The sequence below is a fragment of the Burkholderia sp. AU18528 genome (assembly GCF_002223215.2).
Classification (GTDB): domain Bacteria; phylum Pseudomonadota; class Gammaproteobacteria; order Burkholderiales; family Burkholderiaceae; genus Burkholderia; species Burkholderia semiarida.
In genome coordinates this window covers 96,522-116,201 of sequence record NZ_NKFC02000002.1, presented here as the reverse complement: position 1 = coordinate 116,201, position 19,680 = coordinate 96,522, and the positions used below count along the sequence as shown (strand labels likewise).

Below are 19,680 nucleotides of genomic sequence, written 5' to 3'. Positions count from 1 at the left end.
GAAGCCACTACAAGGTCAACCCTTGGACGGGAGAAAGGCATGAAGATTGGCGAACTGGCCAAAGCGGCCCGCTGCACGCCCGAGACGATCCGTTTCTACGAGAAAGAGGGTCTGATGCCGGACGCGGAGCGCACCGATTCGAACTACCGCAACTACACCGACGTGCACGTCGAGCGGCTGCGCTTCATCCGTAACTGCCGCGCGCTCGACATGGCGCACGACGAAATCCGCGCGTTGCTGCGGCTCACCGATACGCCGGCCGACCGCTGCGATTCGATCAATTCGCTGCTCGACGATCACATCGGACACGTCGATGCGCGCCTCGCCGAACTCACGCATCTGCGCAACCAGCTCACCGAATTGCGCCGCCAGTGCGTGGGCGAGCATTCGGTCGAGGATTGCGGCATCGTGCACGGTCTCGCGACGATGGAAACCGTCGCGCCGGCCGCGAAGCGCTCGCACCTCGGCTGAAACCCTTGTCAAACCAGATAGTCTATTCGAGAATAGTTATATTATTACTAGACATACTTTAACTATTCATGTCCACGAGCCGCCCGTCCCCACTCGCGCTGGCCGTCCTCGCGACGCTCACCGAAGCGCCGATGCATCCGTACGGGATGCTGCAGCAACTGAAGGCCCGCGGGTACGACGAAGTCGTCAACGTGCGGCAGCGCACGAGCCTCTACCAGACGATCGACCGCCTGCTGCGCGACGGGCTGATCGCCGTGCACGACACCGAGCGCGACGGCGCGTTTCCGGAGCGCACCGTGTATGCGCTGACGGAAGCCGGGCACACGGCGGGGCAGGCGTGGCTGCATGCGCTGCTCGCGGAGCCCGCGCGTGAATTTCCGGCATTCGGAGCCGGTCTCGCGTTCCTGCCGCTGCTCGATGCCGAGGATGCGCGCCACCAGCTCGAATTGCGTATCGCGCGTCTCGACGCCGAGCGCGAGCGGCTGGAAGCGCTGCGCGCCGCCGCGCAGGCCGACCAGGTGCCGCGCCTGTTCCTGCTGCAGAACGAACATGCGCTCGTGCTGCTCAATGCGGAGCTCGACTGGGCGCGCAGCGTCGTCGAACACCTGAAGATCGGCGCGCTGCGCTGGGTGGACGGTTGACGCGTCGCGCCGGCCGTTTTCCGCCGGCGGCGGGCGACGGGCGCCGGCCGCGTCACAGCACCTTGCCGGGATTCAGGATGCCGCGCGGGTCGAGCGCGGCCTTCAGGCGCCGCATCAGCCCGATTTCCGCGTCGCTGCGCGTGTGCGCGAGATAAGGACGCTTGAGCGCGCCGATCCCGTGCTCGGCCGACACGGAGCCGCCCATGTCGCGCACCACCGCATACACGCAGTGATCGAGCGCGTCGGCGTCCGCGTCGGTCATGTCGGTCAGCGACACGCCGATATGCACGTTGCCGTCGCCGACATGGCCGAAGAACAGGCACGTGAGCGCCGGCCAGCGCGCCCGCAACGCCGCCTCGCAGCGTTCGGCGAACGCGCCGAGTTCGCCCGTCGGCAAGCTGACGTCGAAATTGACGAGATTGGGCAGCGCATCGATCGCGAGGCCTTCGCGCAGCGTCCACAAGTCCCGCGCCTGCCGCTCGGAAGTCGCGAGCACCGCATCGTCGACGAGCCCCGCATCGAACCCCGCACCCAGCTCCGTTTCGAGCGCCTGGTGCGCATCGCCGCCCGGCGCGCTCGTCGCGCATTCGATCAACACCACGAAACCGCCAGCGCCGACGAACGGCGCCGACACCCCGGGTGTATGGCGCGCGACGTAGTCGTAGAACGCCGGCCACATCGCCTCGAAGCTGACGACTTCCGGCAGCGTGCGGACACGATTCCACAGCGCGACCACCGTCTCGTAGTCGCGCACGCGGCAGAGCGCCGTGGCCGGCGCCGCGAGCAACGGATGCAGCCGCAGCACCGCGCGCGTGACGACGCCGAGCGTCCCTTCGCTGCCGATGAAGAGCTGCTTCAGGTCGTAGCCCGCGTTGTTCTTCAGCATCCGGTTCATCGACGACACGACCGTGCCGTCCGCGAGCACGGCCTCGAGCCCGAGCACCTGCTCGCGCATCATCCCGTAGCGGATCGCGCGCGTGCCGCCCGCATTGGTCGCGAGCATGCCGCCGATCTGGCACGAGCCGCGCGCGCCGAGATCGACGCCGAACGTGAAGCCCGCCGCTTGCGCGGCTTCCTGCACCGTCTGCAGGGGCGTGCCCGCGCGCACGGTGATCGTGCCGGCCGCCGCGTCGAGCGCGTCGATGCCCGCGAAGCGCTCCATCGACAGCACGACCTCGCCGCCCAGCGCGACCGCGCCGCGCGCGAGCCCCGTCAGTCCGCCTTGCGGCACGACCGGCTGGCCGAGCCGCGTGCACAGCGCGAGCGCGCGCGACACGTCGTCGACGCTGCGCGGGCGCACCAGCGCACGCGGCCGCACGCCGGCCGGCTCGTTGTACGCGGTGAAGTAGCGCGGATCGATATCGGCCGCGCGCGTGACGAGCGCGTCGCCCAGTTCGGCGGCGAGCACGGCATCGACGGCCTCGTCCGGCGGCGGCCTGCCGCCCGGTTCGCTGCCCGTGGCGCCCGGGTTCGGGATCGGCATCGTGCGCGGCCCGCTCACTTCGTCGAGATGTCGATATCGCCGAAATACTTCAGGCCGAGCGACTTCACCGTGCCGTCAGCCTTCAGCTTGTCGATCGCCGCGTCGAGCTTCGCCTTCAGCGCGTCGTCGCCCTTGCGCAGGCCGAACGCGATGCCGCTGCCGAGGATCTTGTCGTCGTGCACCGGCTGGCCGACGAACGAGAAGCCCTTGCCGTCCGGGCGCGACAGGAAGCCGCGCTGGCCGGACGGCGCGAGCACGAGCGTCGCGTCGAGGCGGCCCGCGACCAGGTCCGCATACGCCTGGTTCTGGTCCTGGTACGCGACGACCGCGACGCCGGCCGGCTCCCAGTGCGCCTTCGCGAAGGTCTCCTGGATCGACGCCTGCAGCACGCCCACGCGCTTGCCCTTCAGCGATTCCGGCGTCGGCAGCAGGCCGCTGCCGGTACGCGCGATCAACTGGGTCGGCACGCGATAGATGATCGTCGTGAAGTCGATCGCCTGGCGCCGCTGCTCGGTCGCGTTCATCGCCGAGTTGATCGCGTCGAACTTGCGGCCCTTGAGCGCCGGAATCAGCCCGTCGAACGAAGTCTCGACCCATTTGCACGACAGCTTCGCCGTCTGGCAGACGGCATTGCCGACGTCGATGTCGAAGCCCTGCAGGTCGCCGTTCGGCGCTTTGGATTCGAACGGCGGGTATTGCGCTTCGAGGCCGAAGCGCAGCGTCGGCGCATCGGCGAGCGCCGCGCCGGCGCCGCTTGCGCACGCGAGTGCGAACGCGAGTTTGAGGGTAGCCGTGTGTTTCATTGTGATCTCCTGGGTCGGGTCGATGCGACGTCTCCGCCGCCGGTTGTCCTACAGCGAACGCAGCCGCCGCGCGCCTTCGACCAGCGTCGCGTCGTCCTTCGAAAAACTGAGCCGGATCACGCCGGCGTCAGTGCCGTCGGTATAGAACGCCGACAGCGGAATCGTCGCGACCCGCGCGTCGCGGATCAGGCGCAGCACGAAATCGCTGTCGCTTTCGTCCGAGAAGTGGCGAAAGCGCGCGAGCATGAAGAACGAGCCTTCGCTCGGCAGCAGCTCGAAACGCGACTCGGCCAGCTCGCGCGCGAGCAGGTCGCGCTTGGCCTGGTAGAACGCCGACAGGCCGAGGTAGCTGTCCGGCCGCGCGAGGATTTCCGCGAACGCGATCTGCATCGGCGTGTCGGCCGAGAACACCATGAACTGGTGCACCTTGCGGATCTCGTCCATCAGCTCGGCCGGCGCGACGCAATGGCCGACCCGCCAGCCGGTCACGTGGAACGACTTGCCGAACGACGACACGATCACGCTGCGCTCGGCCAGCTCGCGGTGGCGCGCGACGCTCTGGTGCCGCGCGCCGTCGAACACGACGTGTTCGTAGACTTCGTCGGACAGCACCACGATCCCCGTGTCGCGTGTGAGCTGCGCGAGCCGCTCCAGATCGTCGGCGGAGAACACGGTCGCGGTCGGGTTGTGCGGCGTGTTGACGATGATCATCCGCGTGCGCGGCGTGATGGCCGCGGCCACCTCGTCCCAGTTCACGCGGAAATGCTCGGGCGACAGCTTGATCGCGACCGGCGTCGCGCCCTGCAGCCGCACGATCGGCGCATAGCTGTCGAACGACGGCTCGAAATAGATCACCTCGTCGCCCGGATGCACGAGCGCGCTGATCGCCGCATAGAGCCCTTCGCTCGCGCTCGCGATCACCGTGATCTCGGTCGCCGGGTCGTAGCGCGCGCCGTACAGCGCCTCGGTCTTCTCGGCGAGCCGCTCGCGCAGCGCGATCACGCCGGCCATCGGCGCGTACTGGTTGTGACCGTCGCGCATCGCGCGCGCGACGCCTTCGACGAGCGCCGGATCGGGCGCGAAATTGGGCGCGCCCTGCGACAGGTTCAACGCGTCGTGTTGAGCAGCCAGTTGGCCGATCACCGTGAAGATCGTCGTCCCGACGTCGGGCAGTTTCGAACGGGGCGCGGTGGCGCTTCGCATGACTCCTCCTCCTGATGTCCTTCGGGCGGGCGGCGCCATGCGCGGCACCGCATCTGCCGCATGATTTAGCCCGAGCCAATATCGGCGGACAATCGAAAGTTCGTCATGGCGGCCATGCATTTTTCTCATGGCTCGCCGGGAAAAGCACGCAACGGCACGGCCGGCTCGACGGGCCGACATGCAAATCCGGCATTTTCCCTATGAAAGGCTAGGCGTCGGCCGCCGCGAGATACGCGAGCAGCACGGCCCGCAGTTCGCGGCGTTGCGCGGCGAAATCGAGCGCGGGCCCGAGCGTCAGCAGCGCCTGCGACAGCCCGCCGTAACAGATCGTCTGGGCCATCCGCGCGATCCCGTCGAGCCGTTCGGCCGGCGGCGGATCGGCCGCGTGCGCGAGCGCATCGCGCCACAGCGCGACATAGGCGTCGTAATGCCGGCGATACGCGGCCAGCGGCGACACCTGCCGCTCCAGCGCGAACAGCGCACCCCAGAGCGCCGTGTCGGCGGCGATCGCATCGACCTGGAGGTCGACCAGCGCGGCGGCGAGCGCCGCCCGCGGCGCGCCGCGCAGCCGCTGCGCCGTGTCGCGCAGCCGGTCGGCCAGCGCCAGCACGCGGCGGTGGATACAGAGCGCCGCGAGGCTCTGCTTGTCGCCGAAATACTCGTAGAAGGTGCCGATGCTGACGCCCGCGACGGCCGCGATCTCGCGGATCGTCGCCTTCGCGTAGCCGCGTTCGAGCAAAAGCTGAACGAACGCCTGTTGCAGCGCGTCGGAGCTCGCCTGCGCGCGCGACTGGCGCGGCCGGCGGCGCAACGCGGGCGCGGGTTGCGCCGCCGGCGAGCCGGGCGGCGCCGGAACCTGAACATGTCGCGGCGGCATATTTGCTACTCTGAATTCAGCAGGGAACACGTTTTACCGGCAGCCCGAACCCGCGCCGAAGCGCCTTGCGCGCGGCGCGACGCCGGCTGACCGCGAAGCACGAGACCGGAGACAACCGCGATGACCGACCCGACTCACGCCGTCACGAACCAGTTCGACGAACTCGTCGACTATAACCTCTTCGCGACGGATCTCGCGCTGCGCGACGCGCTCGTCCGGGCCGGCGCCGACTGGGCCGTGCCGCAGCTCGACGCGTACGGCGCGCGGCTCGGCAGCGCCGACACCGCGCAACTCGCCGACGAAGCGAACCGGCACACACCGGAGTTGAACGCGTTCGACCGGCGCGGCCGGCGCATCGATCGCGTCGACTTCCACCCCGCCTGGCACGCGCTGCTCGGCCAGTACCGCCACGAAGGCTTCGTGTCGCTCGCGTTCCGCGAGTCGCGCCGCGGCCGCTGGGCCGCGACGGCCGCCGGCTTCTACCTGCACGGCCAGATCGAGGCCGGCACGCTGTGCCCGGCGACGATGACGCAGGCCGCGATCCCCGTGCTGCAAAAGGAACCCGCGCTGTGGGACCTGCTGCGCGACAAGCTCTACAGCGACGACTACGATCCGCGCGACGTGCCGATCGCCGCCAAGCGGGCGATCTGGTTCGGCATGGGCATGACCGAGAAGCAGGGCGGCTCCGACGTGCGCGCGAACACGACGCTCGCCACGCCGGTCGGCGCGGGCGGGCGCGGCGGCGAATACCGGCTGCGCGGCCACAAGTGGTTCTTCTCCGCGCCGATGTGCGACGCGCACCTCGTCGTCGCGCGCACCGAAGCCGGCGGCCCGTCGTGCTTCTACGTGCCGCGCTGGCGGCCGGACGGCACGAAGAACGCGGTCGAGATCCAGCGGCTGAAGAACAAGGTCGGCAACCGCAGCAACTCGAGCAGCGAGATCGAGCTGAACGACGCGTGGGGAATCATGCTTGGCGACGAAGGCCGCGGCATTCCGACCATCATCGAGATGGCGACGTACACGCGGCTGAACTGCGTGCTCGGCAGCGCGGCGATGCTGCGCCAGGGCGTCGTGCAGGCGATCGCGTACACGCGCCAGCGTCACGCATTCGGCCGCGCGCTCGCCGAGCAGCCGCTGATGCGCACCGTGCTCGCCGATCTCGCGCTCGAAAGCGAGGCGGCACTGTCGCTCGCGATGCGGCTCGCCGATGCGTTCGAACGCGACGACTCGCCGCGCGAACGTGCATGGAAACGGATCGTCACGCCCGCCGCGAAATTCTGGGTCTGCAAGCGCGCGGTCGAGCTGACCGGCGAGGTGATGGAAGTGTTCGGCGGCAACGGCTACGTCGACGACGGCCCGATCGCGCGCCTCTTCCGCGAGGCGCCCGTCAATTCGATCTGGGAAGGCTCGGGCAACGTGATGTGCGTCGACGTGCTACGCGCGGTGTCGCGCGAGCCCGACGCGGCCGCCGCGCTGTTCGACGAACTGGCCGACCTCGGTGCGGGCGAACCGCGCATTCGCGCGGCGCTCGACGCGCTGCGCGCGATGCTCGCCGCCCCGGCCGACATGCTCGAAGCGTCGGGCCGCGTGTTCGCGCAACGGCTCGCGCTCGTCGCGCAGGCGTGCCTGCTGCGCCGCGATGCGCCGGCGGCTGTCGCCGACGCGTTCGTCGCGACGCGGCTCGCGGCGCCCGACTGGGGACGCATCGCGGGCGGCTTCGATCCGCATGCGACCGACGTCGCCGCGCTGCTGCAGCGCGCGTACCCGGCCTGACGCCGGCCCGTTCACCCGAATTCGCGTTCGTTCGCCCGCCCGGAGCCTCGATGAATCTCGTCGCCGCCCTCGACCGCGCCGCCCGTGCGACGCCCGACAAACCGTTCCTCGTCAGCGAATCCGCGACGATCACGTATGCGGCCGCGCGCGAGCGTTCGCACCGCGCGGCGGCCGTGCTGAGCGCGCTCGGCGTCGCGGCCGGCGACCGCGTCGCCGCGATGTGCTTCAACACGCCGGCCTTCGTCGACCTGATGTTCGGCGCATGGCGGCTCGGCGCGGCGTTCGTGCCGATCAACCACAAGCTGCAGGCGCCGGAAGTCGACTACGTGCTCGAACACAGCCGCAGCACCGCGCTGCTGTTCGACGTGGCGCTCGCGCCGGTGGTCGAGCGCGTCGTGCATCCGGCGCGGCGGCTCGTGACCGAGGGCGAGCTCGACGGCGTGCCGAACTTCGACACGATGTGCGCGACGATGGACGGCCTCGCGGGCATCGAGCCGGCCGACGGCGACATCGCGCAGATCCTCTACACGTCCGGCACGACTGGCCGCCCGAAGGGTTGCGTGCACAGTCATCGCACGGTGACGCTCGCGGCGATGCAGGCGGCGCTCGCGACCGGCATCGGCCGTGACGAACGCACGTTGACGGCGATGCCGATCTGGCATTCGTCGCCGCTGAACAACTGGTTCGGCGGCACGCTGTATGCGGGCGGCACCGTCGTGCTGCTGCGCGAATACCATCCGCTGCGCTTCCTGCAGACCGTCGAGCGCGAGCGCGTGACGCTGTATTTCGGCGCGCCGGTGTCGTATACGCTGCCGCTCGACACGATCGACGGCTTCGCGGCGTTCGACCTGTCGAGCGTGCGCGCGTGGCTGTACGGCGGCGGTCCGATCGGCGCCGCGCAGGCCGAACGGCTTGCCCGTGCGTATCGCAGTCACGCGTTCTTTCAGGTGTACGGAATGACGGAAGCGGGGCCCGCCGGCACGACGCTGTATCCGGACGAGCAGATCGCGAAGGCCGGCTCGATAGGCCGCCACGGCGGCCCGGGCGTCGACCTGAGGGTGGTGCGGATGGACGGCGTCGATGCGCGGCCGGGCGAGACCGGCGAGATCTGGTTGAAGGCCGACAGCATGATGCTCGGCTATCTCGACGACGCGGCCGCCACGCACGCCGCATTCGCGCCGGGCGGCTGGTATCGCACCGGCGACATCGCGCGGATCGATCAGGATCGCTATCTGTTCATCGTCGACCGGCTGAAGGACATGATCGTCACCGGCGGCGAGAACGTCTATTCGAAGGAAGTGGAGGACGTGCTCGGCGCGCATCCGGACATCGTTGAAGCGGCCGTCGTCGGCGTTCCGCATCCGGACTGGGGCGAGACGGTCGTCGCGCATGTGGTGATGCGGGCGAACGCAGCGCCCGATGCGGATGCGCTGCGCACGTTCTGCGGCGAGCGGCTCGCGGCGTACAAGATTCCGCGCGAGTTCGCGTTCGTGCAGGCGCTGCCGCGCACGCCGACGGGCAAGTTGCAGAAGTTCTTGCTGCGCGGGCGCAGGGACTGAGCATCCGCGATTGAGCTAGCGCATTCGCGCGCGCGGTCAATGCAACAGGCCGAACGGAACAAGTAATAGAAGTTAACAGCTCTGAATCATATTCGTCCGATTGATCGACGTTTCTTATCTGGAATAGCGTCTATAGGCAGCCATTCCATTTACTGAGACAGGGAAGCCGGATGAAAAACGAACCCAAAGCACCGACCCATCTTTTCGCCACCGTTGGCGCACTCACGGAACGCGGTGGACGCATCACCACCGCAACCAGTGGCCTGACCCTGGCTGGATTGGAAGTCGCCTGCGTCGGCGACGTAGTGGCCTATGACGACGGCAGCGAAGCCTCGATTATCGACGGCGCGGGAAACAACCATAGCGGAGGCAAGCCGTTCGCGCTGGTCGGCAGCCGGTTGAGCAACGGTGACCGCATTACCGAAACGCTGCGCACCTCATGGGGCATTCACGTGCGGGATGGGCAAAGCGTTGCGGGCCTGTTCGATCCGACCTATGTGCCTCCACCCGCGCCGCCCACCTACAGACTGGCGGTACGTGGCGCGACAACAGCGCGCGGCGGTGCATTGCGCGAGCCGTCCAGCACATGGGAAGTAGCGCCGCACTTGGGCAAAGCTGCCACGGTGGGCGACCTGATCCACTATCCGGACGGTTCAACCGCGCGCGTCACGACCGGTCTGGGTCTGGCCGACGGGCCCGGCTTCGCGCCGCTCGCATTCGTTGGCAGCGAACTCGATAACGGCGACACGATCACCGATAGTCCCGAGCGACAAGGCGTAGCGTCGTCCGTTGTATTCAGCGTCGTCACCTGCTCATCTATGCCCCGCTGAGGTAGCGCCGATGATCCGCTACTTTCTTGCTAAAGGCGACCGCGCCGGGGAGGCGGTGATTGTCGAAGGCCTCGACACCGTGACTTGTTCCAATCCGCCGCCGAGGGTTCATATCGCCACGCTCGATATGAAGACCTACTGTTCGGCCTGCAAGCGTGAAGGGTACATCGCACCGCAAGGGCCGCGTCGGCCCGGTACCGGCCCAAACGGCAAACAGTGGGCATTGAGCGGCGATATCAATGTCTGCGGATGCAACCCACCGCCGGTCTTCTACGCTGAGCGCGGCATGCGGATGACTTTTACTGCGGGAGAGGCAGCGACGCTGACTGGGCGCCAACCGGATGCAACCAAGCGGTCATTTGCTCGGTCGGCTGTCGTACACGACGAGCAATTCACCTTGCTCGATGGCTACCGCCGCCCGCTCGCGAGCATCCGCTACCGAATCGTTACCGACACCGGGCAGATTTTCACGGGCACCACGGACGCGGCCGGGCAAACGCATCGAATCGCCACCGATGCCTCGGCAACTCTGAAAATCTATACAACGGAACATTGAGGCAATGAAGAATTTCGATATGAATGACGGCGGAGAATGGTTCCTCGTGCACTCAGGTGCAGTCACCAATACCAATCCTGGGTCGATGGTGGAAGTAACGATCAATACCGAAAAAATATGTCATAACATGACAAACAAGGAATTTCGGGAAATGGTATTGAGTAAACGCGATCGGGCCGTTTCTCTCGTCGAAAAAAGAATCAAGGATTTGCAACGTTGGTCCAACGCTGACAAGGCACGCGTATTACAGTGGTTCGGTAGAACTGACGAAGGTACCCGCGCAACCCTATTAATAGGCCTGAACGCAATCGTCCGCGTACTAAAGACACTCACAGGATACAATTTCACGCGATGGGATAGCGAGCGATTCAAACATATTGGGTGCGTTCCAAATCCGAACAAATCAGGAGTCGCGGCCTCAGTGTGTTCGCCGGATACCGCAACTCATACGATTGCAATACATCCCGACTTTTGTACAATGCGAGATTTCTCATGGGAAAAAGATTCCGTAGTTTCCACTCTGATTCATGAGGTTAGTCATTTCAACGACACAATGGGAACCAAGGATCACAGATATTTCATGGAGGAGTGTCTGACGTTTGGAGCCGAAAATCCGAATCAAGCAATCAACAATGCCGACAGCATTGCAGGGTACGTCATTTACAATGCTTAAGTTTATTGTCTGTCTAAGCCTTCTCACCTCCAATCCGGCATTCGCATGCATCGCCAGCGAGAACTTCGACATCTATTTTTCGAGAGACAGCTCGTACATATCGAATTCGGAGATCGTTCGCATTGCAAAATGGGTAGCCGATCAAAAACTCAATTATGCAAATCACCTAACCAAGGAAACGACACTGATCAGCGGCCATGCCGAGGAAAGTGAACCGGCAGCACTGGCCCTTGCGCAATCGAGATTGCAAACCGCGTATGCGCTGTTGGAGCAACTCGGTTTTTTACGCGGGACCATCAACAAGAGTACCAGCGTCTATTCGCAGCGCGACGTGGACAATGGGCGGCGTGTGGAAATTTCCTTCCTGCCCGATTGCCCTAACAAGTGCTGCGACGGCAAGTAGCGTCACAATGCCGCCGATCACGGCGACGCGGTATGGACGTACGCATGCGGCGATCCTGCTGCACCGCGGCCTGCAAGATCCCTATGCCCTGCCGGCCGTGGGCCACCAAAGAAAAAGCCACCGGACCCAACGGCCCGGTGGCTTTTTCGCATGAGGCACGGGACGACGCGTTGCAACGCCGCCCGCGCGTCACATCACATCGAGCTGCTTACTTCCCGCCGATGCTCTTCAGCGGCTTCCAGTCGCCCTTCTCGACCTTGTACATCGTGATGCCGCCGTTCTTCAGGTCGCCCTTCGCGTCGTACGCGACGTGCGTCGACGTGACGCCGGCCATGTCGGTCTTCGCAAGCACCGGCAGGTACTTCGCCGGATCGGTCGAATCGGCCTTCTTCATCGCGTTCAGCATCGCCATCGCGCCGTCGTACGCGTACGGCGAGTAGGTCTGCACGTCTTCGCCGAAACGCTTCTTGTACTTGTCGGCGTAAGCCTTGCCGCCCGGCATTTCTTCCAGCGGCAGCCCGGCCAGCGACGCGATCGTGCCTTCGGCCGCGTTGCCCGCGATCTTCAGGAACGTCGGCGTCTTCACCATTTCGCCGCTCATCAGCGGGGCCGTGATGCCGAGCGCCTTCATCTGCTTGACCATCGGCGCTGCCTGCGAATCCGCGCCGCCGTAGTAGACGAGGTCCGGCTTCGCCGCCTTCAGCTTCGTCAGAATCGCCTTGAAGTCGACAGCCTTGTCGTTCGTGAATTCACGGTCGACGATCGTCGCGCCGCCGGCTTTCGCGGCCTTCTCGAACTGGTCGGCGAGACCCTGGCCGTAGGCCGTGCGGTCGTCGACGATCGCGATCTTCTTCATGCCGAGATCCTTCGATGCGAACGCGCCGGCCACCGAGCCCTGCTGCGTGTCGGACGTCATCATGCGGAAGGTCGTCTTGTAGCCTTGCTGCGTGTATTCCGGCGCCGTCGCCATCGCGATTTCCGGAATGCCCGCGTTCGCGTAGATGCGCGAGGCGGGAATCGTCGTGCCCGAGTTGAAGTGGCCGAGCATGCCCTTGATGCCGTCGTCGACCAGCTTCTGCGCGACCGTCGTGCCCGTGCGCGGGTCAGCCTGGTCGTCCTGCGTGCTCAGCACGAACTTCACCGGCTTGCCGCCGATCTTCGGGTTCGTCGCGTTGAAGTCTTCCAGCGCGAGCACGATCCCGTTCTGCATATCCTTGCCGTAGTGCGCCTGCGCGCCCGTCATCGGCCCTGCGTAACCGATCTTCACGTCATCCGCATGGGCCGTCCCCGCCAGCGACATGACCGCGACGAACGTCGCGCCTGCCACCTTTTTCATCGTGTGTTGCATAGCATCTCCTTGGTACCAGGGTAAATGAAGCAGCTTCGGGATCGCCTTGCCGCTTCCTTTGTTTGATCCGAACGGCAAGGATGATCAGCCGATCGTCATCAAATTCGCATTGCCGCCCGCCGCGGCCGTATTCACGCTCACCGAGCGCTCCGTCAGGAGCCGTTCGAGCGCGTAGTCTTCCGCATCGCCGTTCTCGAACGCGCCCGCCGACACGCCCTGCACCGACACGATCGGGCCCGGCCGCTGCGCGACGTCCTTCACGAGCGTCTGCAGCTCGTCGCTGTCGCCCTCGAACAGCACCGCGTCGAACGGCGCGTCGGCCTGCTTGCGCACGGCCGCGTGCGCCTTCAGCGACGCCGGCAGCGCGGCCGCCAGCGCCTCGCCCGCCGCGCCGGCGAACAGCGCGCGGTTGCCCGTCGCCAGCACCGCCGCGAACTGCGCACGCGCGCCGCCCGGCGTCGCCGCGACACACAGCACCGTGCCGCGCGGGCCGAGTGTATACGTGTTTCGCTCGCCCGTCGGCCCGCTCAGCACGGCGGTCGCGCCGGCCGGAACCTGTGCGAGGTAGCCGTCGCAGCGTGCGGCCAGCGCCGGCTCGCGCTGCTCGATCAGCCAGTCGCGCAGCGTCGCGAGCGCCGCCGCCGGGTTGCCGCGCGCATCGCTTTCGGTCGCGCCGTCCGCCACCAGCGACTGCGCGAGCGAGCGCGGCAGGCCCGACGGACGCGTCGCGAGCAGGCGCTGCAGGTACAGCGCGCCGCCGGCCTTCGGGCCCGTGCCCGACAGCCCTTCGCCGCCGAACGGCTGCACGCCGACCACCGCGCCGATCACGTTGCGGTTCACGTAGATGTTGCCCACGTGCGCATTCGAGATCACGTGCGCGATCGTCTCGTCGATCCGCGTGTGGATGCCGAGCGTCAGCCCGTAGCCCGTCGCGCGGATCTGCTCGAGCAACTTGTCGAGCTGGCTGCGGCGGTAGCGCACCACGTGCAGCACGGGGCCGAACACTTCACGCTTGAGCTCGTCGATGCTGCCGATCTCGATCAGCGTCGGCGGCACGAAGGTGCCGTGCGCGCACGCGTCCGGCATCGGCAGTTGCGTGACCGCGTGGCCCTTGTCCTTCATCGCCGCGACGTGCGCGTCGATCGTCTGCTTCGCTTCGGCGTCGATCACCGGGCCGACGTCGGTCGACAGGCGGTCGGGGTTGCCGAGCGACAGCTCGTGCATCGCGCCCTTGAGCATCGTCAGCGTGCGGTCCGCGACGTCGTCCTGCAGACACAGAACGCGCAGCGCCGAACACCGTTGACCGGCCGAGTCGAACGACGACTGCATCACGTCCGCGACGACCTGCTCCGCGAGCGCCGACGAGTCGACGATCATCGCGTTCTGACCGCCCGTCTCCGCGATCAGCGGAATCGGCTTGCCGTCCGGGTCGAGGCGCGCGGCGAGCGTCTTGTTGATCAGGCGCGCGACTTCGGTCGAGCCCGTGAACATCACCGCCCGCGTGCGCGGATCGGCGACCAGCGCCGCGCCGACGGTCTCGCCGGTGCCCGGCAGCAGTTGCACCGCGCCGGCCGGCACGCCGGCCTCGCGCAGCAGCCGCACGGCCTGCGCGGCGATCAGCGGCGTCTGTTCGGCCGGCTTCGCGAGCACCGTGTTGCCGGCGGCGAGCGCCGCGGCCACCTGGCCCATGAAGATCGCGAGCGGGAAGTTCCACGGGCTGATGCAGACCACGGGGCCGAGCGGACGGTGCGTGTCGTTCGAGAATTCGCCGCGGATCTGCGCCGCGTAGTAGCGCAGGAAGTCGACCGCTTCGCGGATCTCGGCGATCGCGTTCGGCAACGACTTGCCGGCTTCGCGCACGATCAGGCCCATCAGCGTGTGCATCTGCGCTTCGAGCAGGTCGGCCGCGCGCACCAGGCAATCGGCGCGCGCATCGACCGGCGTCGCCTGCCAGATCGGCGCGGCGGCCACCGCGTGCGCGAGCGCCGCGCTCACGTGTTCGGCCGTCGCTTCGCTGACCGTGCCGACCACGTCGCGCTGGTCGGCCGGGTTGCGCACGTCGCGCGCCGGTGCGTCGGCGAGCGCGTCGTCGGCGAGCATCGGCGCCGCGCGCCACGGGTGATGCGCGCTCGCGAGCAGCGCGGACGACAGCGACGCGAGACGGTGTTCGTTCGACAGGTCGAGGCCCATCGAATTGGGACGCTCGTCGCCGTACAGGTTGCGCGGCAGCGGGATCTTCGCGTGCGGCGCGCCGAGCGGCACGACCTTCGACGCTTCATCGACCGGGTCGGCGACCAGTTCCTTCACCGACACCGTTTTATCGGCGATGCGGTTCACGAACGACGTGTTCGCGCCGTTTTCCAGCAGGCGGCGCACCAGATACGCGAGCAGTGTCTCGTGCGTGCCGACCGGCGCGTACACGCGGCACGGGCGGTTCAGCTTGTCGCGGCCCGTGACTTCCTCGTACAGCGGCTCGCCCATCCCGTGCAGGCACTGGAATTCGTACTGGCCCGGGTAGTAGTTCTGGCCGGCCAGGTGATAGATCGCGGCCAGCGTGTACGCGTTGTGCGTCGCGAACTGCGGGTAGACCGCGTCGGGCGCCGCGAGCAGCTTCTTCGCGCACGCGAGGTACGACACGTCGGTGTAAATCTTGCGCGTATAGACCGGATAGCCTTCGAGGCCGTCGACCTGCGCGCGCTTGATTTCGGTATCCCAGTACGCGCCCTTCACGAGGCGGATCATCAGGCGGTGGCGGCTGCGGCGCGCGAGATCGATCAGGTAGTCGATCACGAACGGGCAGCGCTTCTGGTAGCCCTGCACGACGAAGCCGATGCCGTTCCAGCCCGCGAGCTCCGGATCGAAGCACAGCGCCTCGAGCAGGTCGAGCGACAGTTCGAGCCGGTCGGCTTCTTCCGCGTCGATGTTCAGGCCGATGTCGTAGCGGCGCGCGAGCAGCGCGAGCGCGCGCACGCGCGGCAGCAGCTCGCTCATCGTGCGGTCCTGCTGCGAGCGCGAGTAGCGCGCGTGCAGCGCCGACAGCTTGATCGAGATGCCCGGGCCTTCGTAGATGCCGCGGCCGCCGGCCGCCTTGCCGATCGCGTGGATCGCCTGTTCGTACGACGCGTAGTAGCGCTGCGCGTCCTCTTCGGTCGTCGCCGCTTCGCCGAGCATGTCGTACGAGTAGCGGAAGCCGCGCGCTTCGTACTTGCGGCTGTTCGCGAGCGCTTCGGAAATCGTCTCGCCGGTGACGAACTGCTCGCCCATCAGGCGCATCGCCATGTCGACGCCCTTGCGGATCAGCGGCTCGCCGCCGCGGCCGATCAGGCGCGTGAGCGCCGACGACAGCCCCGCTTCGCTGTTGGTCGTCACGAGCTTGCCGGTGATCATCAGCCCCCAGGTGGCCGCGTTCACGAACAGCGACGGCGCGTGGCCGACGTGCGAGCGCCAGTCGCCCTTGCTGATCTTGTCGCGGATCAGCGCGTCGCGCGTCGCGCGATCGGGAATGCGCAGCAGCGCTTCGGCGAGGCACATCAGCGCGACGCCTTCCTGGCTCGACAGCGAGAACTCGTGGATCAGCCCTTCGACGCCGCCGCCCGAGCTTTTCTCGCGCAGCGCCTCGACCAGCTTCGTCGCGAGCGTCTGCACGTCCGCCTGCAGGTTCGCGGGCAAGCGCGCCTGGCCGAGCAGGAACGGCACGCACTCCGGTTCCGGGCGGCGGTACGCGGCCGTGATCGCCGCGCGCAGCACCGATTGCGGCTGCACGTTCTGCGCGAACTCGAGGAACGGATGCGGCGAGTTGTCGTCGTCGCCGTCCGCGGACTGACCGTCAGCGAGCTCCGTCACGCCGCTGTGGCCCGACAGCTCGGGCGGCAACTGGCCGTGCTCGATCCGCTCCAGATACGCGAAGATCGCCTGCTTGATCAGCCAGTGGGGAGTGCGCTCGAGACGCGCGGCGGCGTCCTTGAGGCGCGAGCGAAGAAGGTCGTCGACCTTGACGCCGAGAGTCGTGCTTGCCATGGTGGGTTCGTGCGCCGGTGCGAGCCCGGCAGTGTGGTGTAAGAGGATGCGCGAAATCCTACGGCACGCAATAAAAAGGTGCAACCAAATAAAGAGATGGGTTGCACCCATAAGTTAGTCAATATAATCAGCCACTTATGCGGTTGCAACCTAGGGGTTGCCCGTGGTCCGGGGATCGGTGTTTTCCCTGATCGGGCCGGTTCGGCACGCGTGTGCAACCTTCGGCATGCGCGAAAGCGGCCGAAAGCAGGTTGCACTGGATGAGGTGACGTGCCGCGGCGCCCGCGTTGGGCCGGCGTTGGGCCGGCGTTGGGCCCGCGTTGGGCACGCGCTGGAGACGTTCGGGGCGGCGCCGCGCGGCCCACGCTTGGGGTATCGGACACCGCGTCGCGCGATGGTCGCGCGGCGCGTCGCTCAGATATCCAGCGGATCGACCTCGACGCTCCACCGCAGCACACCCTTCAGCGCGCGCAGCTCCGGCTGCCAGGCGCGCAGCGCATGCTGCAGCGCCGCCCGCGACGCGCTTTCGAGCAGCAGTTGCGCGCGATGGACGTTCGCGACCTTCACGATCGTCATCGGCACCGCGTCGTACACGGTCACGCGATCGGCGCCCGGCAGCCCCGGCAACGCAGCCGCGGCCTGCAGCAGGAACGCGAGCGCCGCATCGAGCGTGCGCCCTTCGGCGCGCAGCAGCGCCTGGTAGACGAACGGCGGCAGGTGCGCGTCGCGGCGCTCGCCGAGCGTCGAATTCGCGAAGCCCACGTAGTCCTGCCGCCCGAGCGCGTGGTACAGCGCGTGACGCGGGTAGCGCGTCTGCACCATCACTTCGCCCGGCAGCCCGGCGCGCCCCGCGCGGCCGCTCACCTGCATCAGTTGCGCGAACAGCCGCTCGCTCGCGCGGAAGTCGTGCGAGAACAGCGCGGTATCGGCGTTGAGCACGCCGACGAGCGACACGCGCTGGAAGTCGTGCCCCTTCGCGATCATCTGCGTGCCGACCAGGATGTCGACCTCGCCCGCGTGCACGTCGGAAAAAAGCGCCTGCGCGCTGCCCTTGCGGCGCGTGCTGTCCGCGTCGATCCGCAGGATCCGCGCGCCCGGCACGGCTTCGGCGAGCGTCTCCTCGATGCGCTGCGTGCCGCGCCCGAGCGGCGCGATGTCGACGTTCCCGCACTCGGGGCACGACCGCGGAATGCGCGCTTCCCAGCCGCAGTGATGGCAGCGCAGCGCGTGCTCGGGCTTGTGCAGCACGACGTACGCGCTGCAGCGCGGGCAGCCGGCCACCCAGCCGCATGCATCGCACGCGAGCTGCGGCGCGTAACCGCGCCGGTTCAGGAACACGAGGCTCTGTTCGCCGCGTTCGAGCCGCGCCTTCAGCGCCGCGACGAGCGGCCCCGACAGCCCGCCCATCGACGCACGCCCGCGCCGCCGCTCCTCTTCGAGATCGATCAGCCGCACGGTCGGCAGCGTCGCGTCGGCCACCGCGCGGCGCGACAGCGTGAGCCGCGTGTAGCGCCCCTGCTCGGCCTGCCACCAGCTTTCGAGCGATGGCGTGGCCGAGCCGAGCACGACGGTGATGCCGAGGTGCTTCGCGCGCCACACGGCCAGGTCGCGCGCCGAATAGCGCAGCCCTTCCTGCTGCTTGTACGCGGGCTCGTGTTCCTCGTCGACGACGATCAGCGCGAGCGTCGGCATCGACGCGAGCACCGCGAGGCGCGTGCCGAGCACGATCCGCGCGCGGCCCGTGTGCGCGGCGAGCCAGTTGCGCGCCCGCTCGCCTTCGGCGAGCCCGCTGTGCAGCGTGACGATCGCGTCGTCGGCGAGCGCGCCCGCGAAGCGCGCGCGAAACGCGGCCTCGAATTGCGGCGTCAGGTTGATTTCGGGCACGAGCACGAGCGCCTGCGCGTCCGGCCGCGCGTCGAGCAGCGACGCGAGCGCGTGCAGGTAGACCTCGGTCTTGCCGCTGCCCGTCACGCCGTGCAGCAGGAACGGCGCGAAGCCCTGCGCCGCGCGGATCGCGTCGAGCGCCTCGGCCTGCTGGTCCGTCAACGCCGGCGGCACAGCCCGTCCACTGCTTGTCGACAGGTTATCCACAGGGTTGACCACAGGCGCATCGGCCCAGCCGATCTCCTCGACGTCGACCCAGCCGCGCGCCGCCCAGTCGTCGAGCGTCGCGGCCGCCTTCGGATGCAGCGCGCGCGCGTCGGGCAGCGTCAGCGAGCCGGCGTCGACGAGCGCCTGCGCGAGCCGGCGCAGCGCGGCGCCGCGCGCGGGCAACGCGTCGGGCAGCGCCGCGCGGCCGGCTTCGGTCGGCCGGTAGCGCACTTCCGGCGCGAGCAGCCGCCCCCAGCGCCCGGCGTCGCGCAGCGCCTGCGGCAGCGCCGGCAACGCGACCTCGCCACGCCCGCGCTGATAGTAATCGGCGGCGAACGACACGAGCGCGAGCCAGTCCGCCGACAGCGGCGGCAGGTCGGCACAGATCGCATCGACCGCGCGCAGCCGCGATGGCGGCACATCGGTGTGAGTGGTGACTTCGCAGACGAGCCCGACGGCCTGCCGCTTGCCGAACGGCACCTGCACCAGCGTGCCGGGCACGGGCGCGGGCTGCACGTCGCAGCGGTAGTCGAACAGGGTGGCGAGCGGATGGTCGAGCGCCACGCGCAGGTAGGTGCCGCTCATCGACACGCTCCCGCAGCGGCGACACGCAGGGGACGGACGACGTGCACCCGCGCCCGCATCGCGACGGCGAACTTAAAGTAAAACTTCAGATTCGGCGCTAAGTTTTGGATTCGCATTAGGAATCGCCGTATACCCTGCCCAGCCTGTGGATAACTTTGTTGAGAACTCGCCGCTCAACAGCCGCAACGCGCGCAGGGCCGTGCTTTTCGCTGTTTTCCGCCGCTTCCGGCCGTGTCCCGCGAAGCCTTATTCCATAAGGCTGCTATTCAAATTACCCAACCATAGCGAGACAAATTGACCGATACGGGGCTCTACCGCGCTGCAACGTGGAAAATGTGTATAAGTCAAGTCTTGACAAGCATCGAAT

At 67.6% G+C, this 19,680-nt stretch carries 15 protein-coding genes; 8 read left to right on the top strand and 7 right to left on the bottom strand.

Going from position 1 to position 19,680, the window contains the following annotated elements:
* Window positions 1-39 precede the first annotated feature (39 nt).
* Both cadR and CFB52_RS00665 read left to right on the top strand, forming a co-directional pair.
* A complete protein-coding gene (cadR, locus tag CFB52_RS00670; protein ID WP_059580548.1) occupies window positions 40-471 on the top strand; it encodes a Cd(II)/Pb(II)-responsive transcriptional regulator in 432 nt (143 codons plus the stop codon).
* A gap of 68 nt (window positions 472-539) precedes the next feature.
* On the top strand, window positions 540-1,112 hold the full coding sequence (locus CFB52_RS00665; protein WP_060966435.1) for a PadR family transcriptional regulator: 573 nt from the start codon (window positions 540-542) through the stop codon (window positions 1,110-1,112).
* 52 nt (window positions 1,113-1,164) lie between these two features.
* Here the strand turns inward: CFB52_RS00665 and CFB52_RS00660 are convergent, their stop codons facing one another.
* From CFB52_RS00660 to CFB52_RS00645, 4 genes are all read right to left on the bottom strand, one after another.
* Window positions 1,165-2,595 carry an FAD-binding oxidoreductase gene (locus CFB52_RS00660; protein WP_099315988.1) on the bottom strand — a complete coding sequence of 477 codons (1,431 nt, stop codon included), beginning with the start codon at window positions 2,593-2,595 and terminating at the stop codon, window positions 1,165-1,167.
* A gap of 14 nt (window positions 2,596-2,609) precedes the next feature.
* Entirely contained in the window at window positions 2,610-3,398 is a 789-nt protein-coding gene (locus CFB52_RS00655; RefSeq protein ID WP_099315923.1) for an ABC transporter substrate-binding protein, read from the bottom strand.
* 48 nt (window positions 3,399-3,446) lie between these two features.
* Complete coding sequence (locus CFB52_RS00650; RefSeq protein ID WP_099315922.1) at window positions 3,447-4,601, bottom strand: pyridoxal phosphate-dependent aminotransferase; 1,155 nt, start codon at window positions 4,599-4,601, stop codon at window positions 3,447-3,449.
* Between the two features lie 208 nt (window positions 4,602-4,809).
* Window positions 4,810-5,478 (bottom strand): TetR/AcrR family transcriptional regulator, encoded by a 669-nt coding sequence (locus CFB52_RS00645; protein WP_099315921.1) that lies wholly within the window; start codon window positions 5,476-5,478, stop codon window positions 4,810-4,812.
* Window positions 5,479-5,598: 120 nt separating this feature from the next.
* Between CFB52_RS00645 and CFB52_RS00640 the strand changes: the two genes are divergently transcribed.
* From CFB52_RS00640 to CFB52_RS00615, 6 genes are all read left to right on the top strand, one after another.
* Window positions 5,599-7,251 carry an acyl-CoA dehydrogenase family protein gene (locus tag CFB52_RS00640; RefSeq protein WP_099315920.1) on the top strand — a complete coding sequence of 551 codons (1,653 nt, stop codon included), beginning with the start codon at window positions 5,599-5,601 and terminating at the stop codon, window positions 7,249-7,251.
* A 50-nt stretch (window positions 7,252-7,301) separates the two neighbouring features.
* A complete protein-coding gene (locus CFB52_RS00635; RefSeq protein ID WP_099315919.1) occupies window positions 7,302-8,810 on the top strand; it encodes a class I adenylate-forming enzyme family protein in 1,509 nt (502 codons plus the stop codon).
* Between the two features lie 170 nt (window positions 8,811-8,980).
* Complete coding sequence (locus CFB52_RS00630; RefSeq protein ID WP_089464432.1) at window positions 8,981-9,640, top strand: PAAR domain-containing protein; 660 nt, start codon at window positions 8,981-8,983, stop codon at window positions 9,638-9,640.
* Between the two features lie 10 nt (window positions 9,641-9,650).
* On the top strand, window positions 9,651-10,196 hold the full coding sequence (locus CFB52_RS00625) for a hypothetical protein (RefSeq protein ID WP_089464431.1): 546 nt from the start codon (window positions 9,651-9,653) through the stop codon (window positions 10,194-10,196).
* Between the two features lie 4 nt (window positions 10,197-10,200).
* Window positions 10,201-10,869 (top strand): M35 family metallo-endopeptidase, encoded by a 669-nt coding sequence (locus tag CFB52_RS00620; protein WP_089464430.1) that lies wholly within the window; start codon window positions 10,201-10,203, stop codon window positions 10,867-10,869.
* Window positions 10,862-11,272 carry a hypothetical protein gene (locus tag CFB52_RS00615; RefSeq protein ID WP_089464429.1) on the top strand — a complete coding sequence of 137 codons (411 nt, stop codon included), beginning with the start codon at window positions 10,862-10,864 and terminating at the stop codon, window positions 11,270-11,272. The genes CFB52_RS00620 and CFB52_RS00615 overlap by 8 nt, the downstream gene beginning before the upstream one ends.
* A gap of 208 nt (window positions 11,273-11,480) precedes the next feature.
* On the opposite strand, the gene CFB52_RS00610 is transcribed toward CFB52_RS00615, so the two are convergent.
* The 3 genes from CFB52_RS00610 to CFB52_RS00595 all read right to left on the bottom strand — a co-directional run bounded on the left by CFB52_RS00610 (window position 11,481) and on the right by CFB52_RS00595 (window position 19,313).
* Entirely contained in the window at window positions 11,481-12,620 is a 1,140-nt protein-coding gene (locus CFB52_RS00610) for a branched-chain amino acid ABC transporter substrate-binding protein (protein WP_089464428.1), read from the bottom strand.
* Window positions 12,621-12,704: 84 nt separating this feature from the next.
* Window positions 12,705-16,637, bottom strand: coding sequence for a trifunctional transcriptional regulator/proline dehydrogenase/L-glutamate gamma-semialdehyde dehydrogenase (putA, locus tag CFB52_RS00605; RefSeq protein WP_060310235.1), 3,933 nt, complete (start codon window positions 16,635-16,637; stop codon window positions 12,705-12,707).
* Window positions 16,638-17,051: 414 nt separating this feature from the next.
* A complete protein-coding gene (locus CFB52_RS00595; RefSeq protein ID WP_059580519.1) occupies window positions 17,052-19,313 on the bottom strand; it encodes a primosomal protein N' in 2,262 nt (753 codons plus the stop codon).
* Between the last annotated feature and the right edge of the window lie 367 nt (window positions 19,314-19,680).

Excerpts from the sequence above, each read along its gene's own strand:
- CFB52_RS00655 (WP_099315923.1), bottom strand. The coding sequence starts at position 3,398 with ATGAAACACACGGCTACCCTCAAACTCGCGTTCGCACTCGCGTGCGCA.
- CFB52_RS00625 (WP_089464431.1), top strand. The coding sequence starts at position 9,651 with ATGATCCGCTACTTTCTTGCTAAAGGCGACCGCGCCGGGGAGGCGGTG.
- CFB52_RS00620 (WP_089464430.1), top strand. The coding sequence starts at position 10,201 with ATGAAGAATTTCGATATGAATGACGGCGGAGAATGGTTCCTCGTGCAC.
- CFB52_RS00595 (WP_059580519.1), bottom strand. The coding sequence starts at position 19,313 with ATGAGCGGCACCTACCTGCGCGTGGCGCTCGACCATCCGCTCGCCACC.
- CFB52_RS00640 (WP_099315920.1), top strand. The coding sequence starts at position 5,599 with ATGACCGACCCGACTCACGCCGTCACGAACCAGTTCGACGAACTCGTC.
- CFB52_RS00645 (WP_099315921.1), bottom strand. The coding sequence starts at position 5,478 with ATGCCGCCGCGACATGTTCAGGTTCCGGCGCCGCCCGGCTCGCCGGCG.
- CFB52_RS00610 (WP_089464428.1), bottom strand. The coding sequence starts at position 12,620 with ATGCAACACACGATGAAAAAGGTGGCAGGCGCGACGTTCGTCGCGGTC.
- putA (WP_060310235.1), bottom strand. The coding sequence starts at position 16,637 with ATGGCAAGCACGACTCTCGGCGTCAAGGTCGACGACCTTCTTCGCTCG.
- cadR (WP_059580548.1), top strand. The coding sequence starts at position 40 with ATGAAGATTGGCGAACTGGCCAAAGCGGCCCGCTGCACGCCCGAGACG.
- CFB52_RS00650 (WP_099315922.1), bottom strand. The coding sequence starts at position 4,601 with ATGCGAAGCGCCACCGCGCCCCGTTCGAAACTGCCCGACGTCGGGACG.
- CFB52_RS00630 (WP_089464432.1), top strand. The coding sequence starts at position 8,981 with ATGAAAAACGAACCCAAAGCACCGACCCATCTTTTCGCCACCGTTGGC.
- CFB52_RS00615 (WP_089464429.1), top strand. The coding sequence starts at position 10,862 with ATGCTTAAGTTTATTGTCTGTCTAAGCCTTCTCACCTCCAATCCGGCA.
- CFB52_RS00665 (WP_060966435.1), top strand. The coding sequence starts at position 540 with ATGTCCACGAGCCGCCCGTCCCCACTCGCGCTGGCCGTCCTCGCGACG.
- CFB52_RS00635 (WP_099315919.1), top strand. The coding sequence starts at position 7,302 with ATGAATCTCGTCGCCGCCCTCGACCGCGCCGCCCGTGCGACGCCCGAC.
- CFB52_RS00660 (WP_099315988.1), bottom strand. The coding sequence starts at position 2,595 with ATGCCGATCCCGAACCCGGGCGCCACGGGCAGCGAACCGGGCGGCAGG.